The 15280-nt window shown below is 38.7% G+C and carries 12 protein-coding genes; 11 read left to right on the plus strand and 1 reads right to left on the minus strand.

Annotated features, from left to right (window positions below; genetic code table 11):
• Positions 1-87: 87 nt before the first annotated feature.
• The 10 genes from EHO58_RS02155 (at position 88) to lenA (ending at position 12928) form a co-directional block, all read left to right on the plus strand.
• Positions 88-1011 carry a branched-chain amino acid transaminase gene (locus tag EHO58_RS02155; protein ID WP_135678336.1) on the plus strand — a complete coding sequence of 308 codons (924 nt, stop codon included), beginning with the start codon at positions 88-90 and terminating at the stop codon, positions 1009-1011.
• 17 nt (positions 1012-1028) lie between these two features.
• The gene (locus EHO58_RS02160) at positions 1029-1976 is read left to right on the plus strand and encodes a hypothetical protein (RefSeq protein ID WP_135678338.1); all 948 of its coding nucleotides are present in this window, start codon (positions 1029-1031) and stop codon (positions 1974-1976) included.
• Between the two features lie 315 nt (positions 1977-2291).
• Positions 2292-3599 (plus strand): chromosomal replication initiator protein DnaA, encoded by a 1308-nt coding sequence (gene dnaA, locus EHO58_RS02165; RefSeq protein WP_135627936.1) that lies wholly within the window; start codon positions 2292-2294, stop codon positions 3597-3599.
• A gap of 325 nt (positions 3600-3924) precedes the next feature.
• Entirely contained in the window at positions 3925-5046 is a 1122-nt protein-coding gene (gene dnaN, locus EHO58_RS02170) for a DNA polymerase III subunit beta (protein ID WP_135627935.1), read from the plus strand.
• A gap of 12 nt (positions 5047-5058) precedes the next feature.
• Positions 5059-6156, plus strand: coding sequence for a DNA replication/repair protein RecF (gene recF / locus EHO58_RS02175; RefSeq protein ID WP_135678340.1), 1098 nt, complete (start codon positions 5059-5061; stop codon positions 6154-6156).
• Positions 6153-6614: a DciA family protein gene (locus EHO58_RS02180; protein ID WP_135627933.1), complete on the plus strand. Its 462-nt coding sequence runs from the start codon at positions 6153-6155 to the stop codon at positions 6612-6614. The genes recF and EHO58_RS02180 overlap by 4 nt, the downstream gene beginning before the upstream one ends.
• An 86-nt stretch (positions 6615-6700) precedes the next feature.
• A complete protein-coding gene (gene gyrB, locus EHO58_RS02185; RefSeq protein ID WP_135678341.1) occupies positions 6701-8614 on the plus strand; it encodes a DNA topoisomerase (ATP-hydrolyzing) subunit B in 1914 nt (637 codons plus the stop codon).
• A 30-nt stretch (positions 8615-8644) separates the two neighbouring features.
• Positions 8645-11158: a DNA gyrase subunit A gene (gyrA, locus tag EHO58_RS02190; RefSeq protein WP_135627931.1), complete on the plus strand. Its 2514-nt coding sequence runs from the start codon at positions 8645-8647 to the stop codon at positions 11156-11158.
• Entirely contained in the window at positions 11155-12108 is a 954-nt protein-coding gene (locus EHO58_RS02195) for a tRNA dihydrouridine synthase (protein WP_135678342.1), read from the plus strand. Before gyrA ends, EHO58_RS02195 begins: the two co-directional genes overlap by 4 nt.
• A 67-nt stretch (positions 12109-12175) precedes the next feature.
• Positions 12176-12928, plus strand: a complete 753-nt coding sequence (gene lenA, locus EHO58_RS02200) for a lipoprotein LenA (RefSeq protein WP_135678344.1) — start codon at positions 12176-12178, stop codon at positions 12926-12928.
• An 82-nt stretch (positions 12929-13010) separates the two neighbouring features.
• Here the strand turns inward: lenA and EHO58_RS02205 are convergent, their stop codons facing one another.
• Positions 13011-13565, minus strand: coding sequence for a lipoprotein LipL21 (locus tag EHO58_RS02205; protein WP_100709231.1), 555 nt, complete (start codon positions 13563-13565; stop codon positions 13011-13013).
• 134 nt (positions 13566-13699) lie between these two features.
• On the opposite strand from EHO58_RS02205, the gene EHO58_RS02210 reads away from it, so the two are divergent.
• On the plus strand, positions 13700-15274 hold the full coding sequence (locus tag EHO58_RS02210; RefSeq protein ID WP_135678346.1) for an LIC10012 family protein: 1575 nt from the start codon (positions 13700-13702) through the stop codon (positions 15272-15274).
• Positions 15275-15280 lie beyond the last annotated feature (6 nt).

Genomic DNA, 15280 nt, shown 5'->3' on the forward strand with positions numbered 1-15280 from the left:
GCACTTCACAAGATCGATCATTAGTCGACAGTAGAGCCTATGCTTAGAATCATGTAATCAATAGTATCACTTTCAGGTTCCCTGTACATGCCCGAATCCATCAAGAAACTCTCTTACTTCGAAGGAAAAATAGTCCCGGAGTCCGAAGCAAATATAAACATCAAAACTCACGCCTTACAATATGGAACCACTGTCTTCGGAGGTATCCGAGGATATTATGACTCTAGTTCCGATAACTTATATGTTTTCAGGATCTTAGATCATTATAAACGTCTTGTGAATTCTACTAAGATCATGCAGTTACAATTCACAAAGACTCCCGAAGAGCTCCGCGACATAACCTTAGATCTTCTTAAACAATCCGGATACAGAAGGAACGTATATCTTAGACCTTTCATCTATACTTCTGCACTGCAACTTTCTCCTAGGTTCCATGATGTTCCTACTGAACTTGCAATTTATGTTTTAGAGTTGGACGATTACTTAGACACCAAGCGTGGACTCACTACTATGGTATCAAGTTGGAGAAGGTTCGACGATACTGTCATCCCTACTCTCTCCAAAGTTTCCGGTGGATATGTAAACTCAGCTCTTGCAAAATCAGAAGCAGTTCAGAACGGATACGACGAAGCAATCTTCTTGGACAGCAGAGGTTTCGTAAGCGAAGGGTCTGCAGAGAATATTTTCTTAGTGAGAGATGGGAAGATCATCACACCTTCTATCTCTTCTTCTTTGTTAGAAGGAATTACAAGACGTTCCGTTCTTCAACTTGCAAAAGACTCAGGATTCGAAGTCATCGAGAGAGATATCACAAGAAGTGAACTTTATATCGCAGATGAGATCTTCTTTTCCGGAACCGGTGTGCAGATCGCTTGGGTCAGTGAAGTTGATAAGAGAAAGATAGGTACCGGAGAGATGGGACCGATCACTAAAAAACTTCAGTCCACATTCTTTGATCTAGTTGTTGGAAAAAACCAAAACTACAAACACTGGTTGACTCCTGTTTATTAAACCTTAATAAAAGGAACATGTCTTCCGCATTCGGTATCGAGGAAATCCAAGGCCAAGAAAGGGCTCTAGTATTCTTAAAAAAATACTCGGCTCAACCTGACCTTCTTCCTCCCTTACTAATCTTTCACGGACCGGAAGGCACCGGAAAAGAATCTGCGGTCGAAAGATTTATCAGACATGTTCTTTGTTTAGAAGGGACTTCTTGCGGGCACTGCGTTTCTTGCAGAGCATTCATGCATCATTCTCATCCGGATATTGTTTGGTTTCCATTAGAGAAGAATAAACAGATCGCTATCGGTAAAGAAGACAATCCGGAAGAGTTCACTATCCGTTGGTTGATCCGTACAAGACTTTATTATAGACCGCATCTTTCTAAGACTAGATTTATCATCATACCGGATGCATCTTTGATAGGTAACGAAGCAGAGACAGCATTATTAAAGTCTTTAGAAGAAGCTCCCTTCTTTACTCGTTTTATATTTATAGTAAACGATTTGGAACAATTGAAAGAAACAATCGTAAGTAGAGCGGTTTGTATTCCTTTCGGTTATCTTCCTCAACAAGTGATCAAAGAACTACATAATAAAACTTCAATACCTTACTTTCCTGCCAAGGGTGGAAGTATGGTTTCTTTTGATTGTCCACCTGCAGTATTAGAACAAATTTCTCAAAGGATCAATGGAAACCTAAGACAACCATTGGATTATCTTAGACTAGAAGAATGGATACTGGAATACAAAGAAGAACATCCGGATTGGAAAGAAGATTTTTCCTTTAAGGACTTCTTAGACCTGATCGGATTATTATTATTACAAGAGTTTTCCAAATCGGATTTCGATTCTAATCTACCAAAGATGGAAGCAATCTTTCGTTTTAAAGAAAAATTACACGAAAGAGTGCATGGACAAGAGAACATTGCGTTATCTTTGCTTATACACGAGCTCTCACTACTAGAACAAAAATAAAAATTCCTTTATATTTTCTTTAAATTCTTCACCATTCACTTCGCATAACAACGGTTAAATATAACAAAATACTAGTAATTACACTAAGTGACATAATGATTTATCTATCACTAATCCACTGTGTTTTTCCTAAGGTTTCCTTTTCGATTTCCGAATTTTCATTTGTATGCGACTGATAGAAGAAAAATAGTGTAATCTCGTCGGATGGTCCTTCGGACCGTTTCCTAATTCAGTTTTTTCTTTTCCGAGACAAATACGAGTTTCGTATTCATAAAGTTGTCGGTGTGTTCTTGATTTTTTTCTTTGGAGTTTTGTTTGGACCCTAGCTGGAAGCGTGTATTAGAGGAAGTCTCCAAGGAAATTCCTCCTACGTACTTTGATAAGTTCATATATACCTTACAATTAGAGAGTTTAACAGACGATCGTTGCATCCTCATAGCTCCATCTTCTAATATTAAGACACATGTTGAGAAAAAATACCAAAACCATATCGAAGAAGCGATCTTCAGAGCTAGTGGAAACAGAGTCCCAGTCGAGATCGTTCTAGAAGCAGCTTCCAATCTAAACGAAGTTCTTCAGGAAAAATTCAAAGATAAGTCTTATTCTTTTAATCCGGATTATTCTTTTGATAATTTTATCGTAGGTAACACGAACCGTCTCGCTTTCAGCGCGGCAATGGAATGTGTAAAAAACCCTGCAGAGATCAATCCATTATACTTATTCGGAAAAGTAGGAGTTGGTAAAACCCATCTTCTTCATTCTATAGGTTCCGAAATTCTCAAAAAGGAACCTTGGAAAACAGTACATTACGTAGATATAAAGTCCTTCATGAGTGAGTTCTTGTTCGCTCTACAATCCAGAGATTCTATCGAATCTTTTAAAATTAAGTACCAATCTTACAATTGTCTATTGATCGATGATATCCAACTTTTGAACACAGGAGCGGAAAAAACTCAAGAAGAGTTCTTCTCTATCTTCAACTTTCTATTTGAAAGAAAAAGACAGATTGTGATCGCATCGGATCGTCCTAGTTCCGAACTTCCTCTACATGAAAGACTAAAATCCAGATTTGTTACCGGTGTTCAGGCGGATATCCAACCGCCTGATAGAGATATTCGTATCGGAATCTTAGAAAAGAACTGCCAAATTTTGAATTTGGGTCTTTCTTCCGAACATATCCAGTTCATCGCGGACCTGATCGAAGATGATACTCGAGCACTTCTAGGCGCTTTGAATGATCTAGCTCTTCATAAAAGAGCATTCTCTCATCTATTCTTCACCACAACGATGATAGAAGAGATACTTAAGAATCGTATCTTCCGTAAAAAGAATTTCCAACTCAGCCAAGACAAGGTTATAGAACATATTTCTTCTCTATATAACTTGGATCCGAATGAGGTGATGGGTAAGAGCAGAAAACCTGAGTATGTGATTCCTCGACATCTCAGTATGTATGTATTACATAAAGGTTTTCGACTGAATAAAAGTCAGGTTGGAAGAATGTTTTCAGCGGAACATACGACTGTAATCCATGCGGTTCGTAACATCGAAAATAAGATTAAAGAAGATAAAGAATTTTCCATTAAAGTGGAAGAAGTTCTGAATCGATTCCGTTTCCAATAAAAAACTTAGTTTCAATTCTTATCGAAAGGCGACATAGACCTATAGATAACTTGTAAATAACTAGTTAATAGTTTGCCTATAACAAGTAAATAAGACATAACACAAAATTATTGTCCCTTATAGACTTCGGTTTTGAAGGTTATTATAACAGATACACAGGAGTTTTTTCCGGGTCCTGGAAATTGTACTTTTCAATATATATGCGACATATTTCCCTTATCTAAAGAGTTATGACTCTTATCTACATATGCACAGGTACAAGTACTACAACAGTACATATATAAGAATCTATATATAGATCACCTTTATTATTGGAGAATGCAAATTGAAGATCAAAGTGAACACATCCGAGTTCCTAAAAGCGATTCACGCTGTAGAGGGAGTGATCTCCGCTAGAGAGATACGTTCTGTTCTCTCCAACTTAAAATTAGAAGCTGAAACTTCTTCAGTATCTATTTCTGCGACTGACTTAGAGATATCTATTAAAACATCATTAAATGCTCAAGTAGAGAAGTCGGGAGATATTTCTTTACCAGCAAAACAATTATCCAGTATTTTTAAAACTATTCACTTCGAAGAGGCTTTACTCTCGACTGAAGACGGCGATGCTGATTCAAGTATTACTTATATCACTGACGCTACTAAAAAGAATGATTATAAAAACAAACTGAATGGAATGGATGCAGAAGAGATTAAGACTATTCCTAAAGTGGACTCTTCTAATATCTCCGATTTTCCGACCGCAATGTTTGCAGAGATGATCCGTAAAACTTCTTATGCAATCGCACACGAAGACCAAAGATATATCTTCAACGGACTGTTTATGGTTCCTAAGGGAGATAAACTTGTATTTGCAGTTACTGATGGCAGAAGGTTATGTAAGATCGAAAGGCCACTTTCCACAACTTTGAAATTTAAAGATTCAGTGATCATTCCTTCTAAAGCTATCAGAGAGATCTCTAAAATGATCGCTACCGCAGAAACAGGAAAGATCGGCATCATAGACAATCAGATCTATGTGAATGCAAATCAGATCGAACTTCTTTGTAAACTAATCGAAGGTAATTTCCCGAATTATGAACAAGTAATTCCTAAGTCTTCTAAATTCAGTGCGGTAATTCCTAAAGAAGGATTCCAGATCTATCTTAGACAAGCATTGATCGCTGCAGAAGAGCCTACTCGTCAGATACGTTTAACATTCACAAAAAATAATATTAACTTCTACGCTCAAACACAAGGAGTGAATGAGGTCAGTATTAATATGCCGATCGACTATTCCGGAGACGAAGTTACCGTAGCTTTCAAAGGTGAATACCTATCTGATGTATTCAAGTCCATTGATGATAATGAATTTAAAATAGAATTCAGCGATTCAAGTTCACCTGTGGTGTTCAAGGATCCTTCTGATCCTGATTTTATATCGGTAATCATGCCGATGAAAATTTAAAAGAGAAGATCCGTGTTTTTACGAAGCCTAAGGCTTCTCAATTTCAGAAATCACGAACAGATAAGCCTGGAGTTTCATTCCAGGCTTATTTTCTTTGTGGGAGAAAACGGAGAAGGAAAAACAAACTTACTCGAAGCAATCTCTATGATCTCTTGGCTGAAAAGTTTTAGAGAATCAGAAGAAGGGAATTTGATCCGCTGGAATTCAGATGGATATTATATCAAAGGCGAAGTAGATAGAGATCATAAAAGAGAAATTTATGAATTAGGTTTTTCTAAAAAACCTGTTAGTCGCCGCAAACTCAAATTTAATCAAGAAGAAGTAAAAAAAAGATCCGACTTAGTAGGAAAGTTCCTAAGTGTTTTGATGACTCCTTTGGATCTAGTTATAGTAGAAGGTGGGCCTTCTGAAAGAAGAAGGTTTTTGGACAGTCTACTTTCTTCTTTAGATCCTTCTTACTTAAATGATCTAATAGAATATAATCGTATCTTAAAACAAAGAAATGCACTTTTAAAAAGTGGCTCTTCTGATCCTGGTCTTTACGAAATTTGGAATCAAAGACTGATAGAAAAAGGGATCAGTATATTTAATAAAAGAAAAGAATTCATTTTAGAATTCGATCCTATCTATAGAGAAAATCTAAAAAAGTTAAGCGGCGGAAGGGATAATCTAACTCTAGAATATAAACCGAGTTTTTTCGATCTGGAAAATTTTAAGGAAACCTTACAAAGGAATATTAATAGAGATCGAAAACTAGGTTATACTTCCGTGGGAATTCATAGGGATGATCTGTATATCGGGGAAGATAATCGTGATATAATGGATTTCGCTTCTCAGGGCCAAAAAAGAAGCACTGTAATTTCCTTAAAAGCGGCCGCTTTCGAGTATTATCGTAGAAAATTGGGTAGAACTCCTATCCTTCTGATTGATGACGTAATCCGAGAATTGGATGTAAAAAGAAGAGAATATTTTGTGGATCTTGTTTTGAATTCAGGACAGGCTTTTTTTACTACCACTGACCTCGAAGGTATCTCCGACTATGTGGGAAGACTAGAAGACGAAAAACAGATCTTTGTGGTCAAAAATGGACTAGTCACTCCTTACCAATGAAAGAAGAATCTAAGATACAAAAAATTGATCCCCAGGAATTCAAAAACATTCTTCAAGATTTGGGTTTAACTGAAGAAAGTTTAGCGGAAAAAATTGCAGTCCAAACTTTAGCAAAACGTTGGGTCGACATAATAGGTCCAGTGTATGCGAATCATTCCGAACCGTTTGCATTAAACGGTGATATGTTGGTCATCATAACAGTTCACTCTGCATACAAACAAGAGATCCTTTTTATGAGAAAGAGGATCTTAAGTTATTCTGCTCGTTATCTAGGAAGAGATGTAGTAAAAAAAATTGAAATTAGGATAGGAAATCTCACTCCTAAAAGACAAAAATCCCCCTCATATACTGCGGATAAAACCGGATTGGAGGGCAAACAAAACCTAGTTTCTTTAGCTGAAAAAGAAACAGATCCTATCGCAAAAAAAAGACTTTTAGAACTGATTGAATTCCTCTGAGAAGGACATTCTTTCTAAATAATAAGCCGAATTTCCTTGCCTCCTTAGCGAATTCAGGAAAACTATTCCTAGATTCCGGAGGACCAATGAGCCAAACAGAAAGCAGTTATAGCGCAGGTCAGATCAAAATCCTAGAAGGATTAGAGGCTGTACGTAAGCGCCCCGGAATGTATATCGGGACGCAAGACGAGACCGGTCTTCATAAAATGGTCTACGAGGTAGTTGATAACTCTGTAGACGAGGCAATGGCAGGCCATTGTACAGAGATCACTATCTCTATTCTTCCTGATAACATAATAGAAGTAAAAGATAATGGGCGTGGAATTCCAGTAGCAATCCACCCAGAAAAAAATATCTCCACTATCGAAGTTGTTATGACCATCCTACATGCTGGTGGTAAGTTTGAGAACGACGCTTATAAGGTTTCTGGTGGACTCCATGGTGTGGGAGTATCTGTAGTTAATGCACTTTCTGAATCGTTGGAAGTGGAAGTTTACCAAAATGGAAAGATCCATCAGCAAAAGTATTCCAGAGGCGTGCCTAAGGGTCCTGTAAACGTAATCGGAGACACTACCGAAAGAGGGACAGTGGTCCGATTCAAGCCGGATGCGACCATTTTTACCACAACTGAATTCCATTTTGATGTGCTTACTTCTCGTTTTAGAGAATTGGCGTTTTTAAATAAGGGTCTAAAACTGATTGTTCAGGACAAAAGAAAGCCCGACTCTGAAAAACATGAGTTCATATTTGATGGAGGAATTGTTTCCTTCGTAGAATATTTGAATGAGAACAAACATCCACTTCACAAAACAATTCATTTCGAAAGAAATAAAGACGATGTAGTCGCAGAAATCGCGATCCAATACTCTGATACATATTCTGAAAATATTTTTTGTTTCACCAATAATATAAACAATAACTTGGGTGGAACTCACTTAGAGGGCTTTCGTGCTGCTCTAACTAGAACTCTTAATGATTTTTTAAAGAAAGATCAGCAACTAGTAAAAAAACAACCTACTGCATTATCTGGGGAAGATTTAAAAGAAGGAATCACTGCTGTAATTTCAGTAAAAATCCCTCAACCTCAGTTTAACTCTCAGACAAAAGAAAAATTAGTAAACGCAGAGATCAAAGGGATCATGCAAACTCTAACTGGAGAAGGTCTTTCTCTTTTCTTCGAGGAGAATCCTGCAATTACTAAAAAGATATTAGAAAAATGTATATTATCAGCTAAGGCTCGAGAAGCAGCTCGTAAGGCTCGTGACTTAACTCGTCGTAAATCGGTATTAGAAGGTGGTGGTCTTCCCGGAAAATTGGCAGACTGTTCTGAAAAGGATCCAGCTGCTTCCGAACTTTATATTGTAGAGGGAGATTCTGCCGGTGGTTCCGCTAAACAAGGAAGAGATAGACATTACCAAGCAATCCTTCCTCTAAAAGGAAAAATTCTGAACGTAGAAAAAGCACGTTTAGATAAAATTCTCGGTAACGAAGAAATTCGTACTTTGGTTTCTGCATTAGGCACCGGGATCGGCGAAGATGAATTTAATGTAGATAAAGCACGTTATCATAAAATTTTTATTATGACGGATGCGGATATAGACGGTTCTCATATTCGTACGTTACTTCTTACATTCTTTTTCCGTTATATGAAGCCCATCATCGAAAAAGGGTTTCTATATGTTGCACAACCTCCGTTGTATTTGATTAAACACGGTAAAACATCCGCTTATCTATTTTCTGATAAAGAGAAGGACGAATATCTTAAATCTCTCGGAACGGAAAAGGCAGTCATTCAACGTTACAAAGGTTTGGGTGAAATGAATCCGGAGCAACTTTGGGAAACAACAATGGATCCTGAAAAGCGAGTCGTTCTAAAAGTAAAACTCGATGATTATGTGGAAGCAGAAGATACATTTAATATACTTATGGGCGACGAAGTAAATCCGAGACGTCGCTTTATCGAAGTCAACGCGGCAAAAGTTGCGAACCTCGATCTTTAATATATTGGTAATAGGAAATTCTAAATACAAATGAGCGAAGAGCTAGAGAACGAAACAAAAACTTTAGGATTCAGCCTTTCTTCTCGTCCGGATATCGGCGAGGCATTGAAGAACGGCGTCCGGGTAATTCCTGTCGAAATCGAAGATCAAATGAAGGAGGCCTACCTGGGTTACGCTATGAGCGTAATCGTGGGAAGAGCTCTACCTGATGTCAGAGACGGTTTAAAGCCGGTTCACAGACGTATTCTACATGCAATGAACGAAAGGGCTTGGAGAAGCGACCGCCCCTACGTTAAATGTGCAAAAATCGTCGGGGAAGTATTAGGTAATTATCACCCGCATGGAGATAGCTCCGTATACGATGCATTAGTTCGTATGGTCCAAGAATTTTCTCTTAGGGTTCCTCTCATCGACGGACAAGGAAACTACGGATCAATCGACGGAGATAACCCTGCAGCATACCGATATACGGAAGCAAGGCTCGCAAAAGTTGCAGAAGAACTTTTAAGAGACATCGAAAAAGAAACGGTAAATTTTTCTCCTAACTTCGATGATACTAAACAGCAACCCGATGTACTTCCTGCAAATTTTCCTAACTTACTCGTAAACGGTTCTTCCGGGATTGCAGTGGGAATGGCTACAAACATTCCTCCTCATAACTTGAGAGAAACGATTGAAGCGGTTATCACGGTAATTAAAAATCCTGATATAAGTATATCAGAAATTCTTAAAATAATGCCGGGTCCGGATTTCCCTACCGGTGGAACGATTATTGGCGGAGAAGGTCTATTATCGGCTTACCATTCCGGTAAAGGTTCAATTCGGATCCGTTCCAAAGTAGAGATAGAAGAGAATAAAAAGGGCAGAGAAGTAATCGTAGTTACTGAAATTCCTTACCAAGTAAATAAAAAGACTCTTCTGGAGAGAATTGGTGAGCTTGTTAACGAAAAACAAGTCGAAGGAATTTCCGAAATTTTAGATCTTTCCGACAGAAAAGGGATCAGAGTAGAGATCCATATTAAGAAAGATGCAAATGCGCAAGTAATCTTAAATCAACTTCTGAAACTTACTCAACTTCAGGTAAGTTACGGGATCACGATGCTTGCGATCTTAGATAATAAACCTAAGATCTTTAATATTAAAGAGATCCTCGTTGCTTACTCAATCCACAGAAAAGAAGTAATTGTTCGTAGAACTCAATTCGATCTAGATAAAGCCGAAAAACGTGCTCATATCTTAGAAGGATTGAAGATTGCTCTCGAAAATATCGAAGAAGTGATTAAAGTGATCCGCGCATCTAAAAATGCTGCGGAAGCAAAAGAACAATTGATGGCTCGATTCGTTCTTTCGGATGTCCAAGCTGACGCGATCCTAGAGATGAGACTACAAAGATTAACTTCTTTGGAAGTCCAAAAGGTAATCGATGAGTTGGAAGAAGTCCGAGCTCTAATTATGGATCTGAAAGATATTCTCGCAAAACCTGAAAGAGTTTCTGACATCGTTTGTACTGAATTGTCCGAAGTTTCCGAAAAATTCGGGAACAAAAGAAAGACAGATATTAGTCTTGAAAGTGTAGAGTCTTCTACCTTTAACGCAGAAGATCTGATCGCTGACGAAGAAGTTGTATTACAAATTACTTATGATCAATTCGTAAAAAGACTTCCTCTGGATACTTTCAAAAGACAGAGACGCGGTGGAAAAGGGATCCAGGGACTTTCTCAGAAAAGAGAAGACGTGGTCAAGATCATGAAAACTGCCATGACCCACGATAATGTGATGTTCTTCTCCAATACAGGAAAAGTATACATGATGAAAGCTTACGAACTTCCTCAAGCTTCAAAAGAAGCCAGAGGAAAATCCTTAAAAGCGATCATAGGCCTTGGTGAGAATGAAACTGTTTCTGCGATCTTCACATTCAAAGAAGAAGACAAAGGAAAAGATCTATTACTCGTAACCAAAAACGGATTTATCAAAAGAGTAGAATTATCTGAATTCGGTAATGTTAAGAAATCAGGTATCATCGCGATCGGCCTAAGAGACGGAGACCAACTTATAGAAGTAATTTCCGTTATTAAAGGTGATAACGTTATGATCTTTTCAGCTAACGGACTTGCACTTCGAATTGAAATGGATACAATCCGCGCTCAAGGTAGAACCGCGCAAGGTGTGACTGGAATGAGACTCTCCAGTGAAGATGCGATCGTAGGACTTTCTAAAGTGGTAGAAGGTGATAATCTATTCGTGATCTCTGAAAACGGTTATGGAAAACGTTTAGGTTTCGAAGAATTCGGAACTAAAGGTAGAGGAGGTAAAGGAATGACCTTCTTAAAAACCGGAGAGAAAAACGGAGCGGCAGTTGCGGTAAGTTCCGTGGGAGAAGAAGATGAGATCATCTTAGTCACCCAGCAAGGAATGGTTATCAGAACGGAAGCTAACCAGATCTCTAAAATGGGAAGAACTGCAGTAGGAGTCAGAGTCGTGGACATCAAGGACAATGATAGAGTCCAAGATTGTACCGTGATTCGTGAAAGTAAGGAAAAATGATTCGTATCGGTTCTGTCGAAATTCCCGGTTGGTTGGCCATGTCGCCGATGGCCGGGATCAGTGATAGCCCGACTAGAACTATGGCCCGCAGATACGGATCTGCCTTTTCCTATACTGAATTTGTTTCCACCGATAGTCTCGCTGTCGGATCTAAAAAAGCATTATCTCTATTACGTTTTCGTGAAGAAGAAAGACCGATTACTTTTCAGATCTTCGGCAATAAACTTGAGATCATCGTTGATGCTGCAAAAAGAATCCGCGAATTAAATCCTGATATTATAGATCTGAATATGGGTTGCCCTGCTCGAAATGTTTCTATGAGAGGATCCGGAGTGGGACTTCTCCGCAAACCTGTGTATGCAGGAAAGATAATAGAAGAAATGAGAAAGGCACTGGATATTCCGGTGACGGCAAAGATCCGCTTAGGTTGGGATGATTCTTCCAGAAATTATATGGAAGTGTCCAGGATCTTAGAAGAATCCGGAGTGATGGCAATTTCAGTTCATGGAAGAACTCGTGAAATGGGATATTCAGGAAAAGCGGATTGGGATGCCATCGCAGATATCAAATCGGAAAGAAAAGTCCCAATATTCGGAAACGGAGACGTAAGTAGTTACGAAGAAGCAGTCCGTAGAAAAGAAGAATCCAAAGTCGACGGAGTTCTGGTAGGTAGGAATTCCATCGGAAACCCTTGGATATTCTCTAATATTAAAAAAGAAGATCTTAGTTTCGAAGAAATAGTATCCACAACCTTAAGTCATTTACAGCTAATGAGAGAAACCTTTGGAGATAAGTACGGATTGATACTTCTCCGAAAACATTTGGTGCGTTATATACAATCCAGAAAAGAAGTAGAACCTAAGCGACTAGAACTTCTCAAGATGGAAGATCCCGAAAAATTGATCCAAATACTTCGCGAAGCTCAAAACAGTTTGAGCCTAGTTTCTTGATCCGCAGGATTGAGATTGACAAAGAATTTCTAAAGTAAGCTGATAATTCCTTTCCAGGAGGAATTTGATGAGAGCCATCGCACTCATATTTACCATACTTGTATTACTCGCATGTGATAAAAAGAAAGAAGAAGCCCCGGTTACCCAGATCGTAGGAACTAAATATTCCGGAGGGGATCAGCACATTTACAAAAATCCCGGAACGAGAGAGAAATCAGACCAAGTCACTTTGGTTTATGAATTCGAAGAAGTTAATGGATTAGAAATTGTTCCCTTCGAAGTAACGGATGCCAAAGGTAAAAAAACAGTCACAGAATATCTGAAACTTAGAACAGTAGATGGGAAAGAAGGTTTTGCACTTCTCAAAAACTTTTATGATGCAGTCCTATTTGTAGTAGGAGATGGAGATACAGCGTTTGCTAAAAATTCTTTAACTTCTCCTTCTAAAGGTAAACTAGAAAAAGGAATGTCTTGTTTCGAGTCGGAAGCAAGTGGAGAATTCTCAAAAGTCCGTTGTAATGGTTCCATCTTAAAAGGCGGAAAGTTAAATAATCTGCATGATATTTGGATCCAACCTGTTTCTTCTAATATATCCAGAGATCCTCTTTTAGGTGATAGTGTTCGAAATCTAAAAGCCGCTAGTTTAAAATTATTGGAACTGAGTAAGACTACCGATCCCGTTAAACAGGATGAATTGAAGAAGGCCGCAACTACTGCTTTAAAAACGGTATTTGAAAAAGGAGATATTTTTCAAGGATCAGCAAATTCTCTCGCAACTGAATTCGGCTTAACTCTATCCGAACAACAGCCAACCGAATAGACCTTGAAAATAAAAAACCCCACCTTTTTTCGAGGCGGGGTTTTCCATTTCAGTTAGAGTAGAAACTCAAACTGACTTAATATTATTTACCAACTTCTTGAGCTTTAGCAACTAGAGCGTCGCGTCCACCTGGGAATTTAGCGTAAATAACACACTGGCATTCTTCCCAGTTGTCTTTAGAGATATCTTTAGGATCAGATCCTGGACCAGTAGCTTTACACTCGTAAACTCCTACTCCTTTAACGATACCTGCAGAAGTACCAACGATAACGGAAGCAGTTGCTTCACCGTCAGAAACTCCGGATGCGGATTCAACAGTCTCACCGACCATTTTTTTAACAACGTCGGAAGCACCTTGTAAGCGGGAAGCTTCGCGGCAAGTAGACTGCATCATAGCGAGACTTTTTTTCGCAACAGCCTTAGCAGATGCGCGAGAAGCAAACTTCATGTAGTAATAGTCTTTAGGATTGGTATCTCTTGGAGTTTTACCGTCGTTTCTTTGCTCAGGTGGTCCACCCCAGCCTTCGAAAGACCATCCTCCGTCACCAACGGAAGTAGCATCTTTTTGAGCGGTGTTCGCTCCGCAATAGGTAAGCAATGCAGCAGATAGTGCAATAACGATTACTTTCTTGATCATCATTTTCTCCTTGATCAGATGGAATTGAGGAATATATCCATTAAACGGATTCCGCAAGCCATTTTTTAATGAATACGTTTAAATTTAAAAGCAGCCAACTTTTTGGTAAAAAAATATTTATTCGCAGCGCACAATTGTCAAAAAATTTCCGAAATTTTCTTTTTGCTCTGCTAACTCTGGCGGCTAGCGACGCAATAGCGACGACAGTTGTATTTCTTCCTGGAAATTGGGAAGGACAAGCTCCTGCCTCCTTGGAAGGAACTGGTGAAAAGCCTTACGAGTTAGCAAAATTAGGCCAGTTCTATGCGACTAGGATCTATTCTCTTCAGATAAAAGAACAACTCTCTCCGAATTCCGATCCGGAAATAAAAGATTTTCTAATCCCTCAAGTCTCCAGAGAAAAATTTAAACAAACATGCTCCAGGCTCAAACCGGATTATGTAGTTCGAGACCAGTTGTCTATCGAGGAGAAGATCCGGATAGATCGTTCTGTATACGATTGTAACCTTTCTAAAATGGAAGAATACTCCATAATAGGCAGAAAGGATCTATTTGCTACCTTGGAGAAGTTGACCAAGGATTCCTTTCCTTTGGTTCCAAAGAAAAAGATAAAAGAATATTCCAGAGAACCTGTCCGAACTGCGAAGTCACAGATCATCGTTCTGGATTCTTCTTATTCTTACGCGCCTGAAAGAAAAGAATTTATGTCGCAATTAGAAGCAATCTCATGGCAACCGGAAACAAAATTTCGTTTGGTCATCTTTAGTGAGAATGGTTCTAAAGTTTTTCCTGAATCAAGTCGTTCAGAGTTCATCAAACAATGGAAAGATTTTAAATCAGAAGGAAAATCTAACACCCAGGATCTTACGAATGCACTTCTTCGATTAAGAAGGATTCTAAGTTCGGAAGATTCTCCAGGAAAGAAGAAGGAAAGAATGATCAGCATTCTCACAAATGCTAAGGCCTCCAATTCAATTAGCGGATATGGAGCTGCGATTGAAGGCTTGAGTCAGATCGGTTCTAAAGTTTCCATTCTATATTCTTCTTATGCTGGGCCGGAAGCACGTAGGGAACATAAAGAAGCGGCAAAAAGAGGAGCGGAATTCAGAGAAGTCTCCTACTTCCAGAAAATTGTAACTCCTAGAGATTCCAAAACTTTGGTATTCAAAGAAGGAAAATTATACAGCAGCAGCGTTTCTCCTGATCCAAAAATGAAAATGGAGGATTCTTCTCTCGAAAAAGTGGAGTTTGCAGGTAAATATTCCCTGGGAGAATTCTTAAATCCATGGAGTTTAGGAAGTATTTACGAAGAAGTGAAGAAGGAGAAGATCCTTACTTCCGAGCCCGTCCGCAGTAATTTTGCATCTTTGTTCTCTTCTTCCGTAAGTGAAGCTTCCAATTCAGAATATTTTGGAAATTTTCCGAAGGTTTTAGTCAAATCTGGGTCTAAGGCTTTCTGGATCCGAGTTCCAAACATATCCGGATTTTCAGAAGGAAAAAAAGGAGTGTGGGCGGTTACGTTTCTTTCATCCTCTTTTTCTTCTGAGGGGGTCGAAGTAATACCGGATTCGTTAGAACGATATACTTTCTCTACTGCTAAAATTTTAGAATGTGATCCTTCCGTTGCTCGAAATTATCTGATAAATACGGAAAAATTCAAATTCGATTGTTTAGTAAAGGGAGAGATCCTGGAAGTTTCTCAGCCGTAGCAGAGT

This window comes from Leptospira selangorensis (assembly GCF_004769405.1).
GTDB lineage: Bacteria > Spirochaetota > Leptospiria > Leptospirales > Leptospiraceae > Leptospira_B > Leptospira_B selangorensis.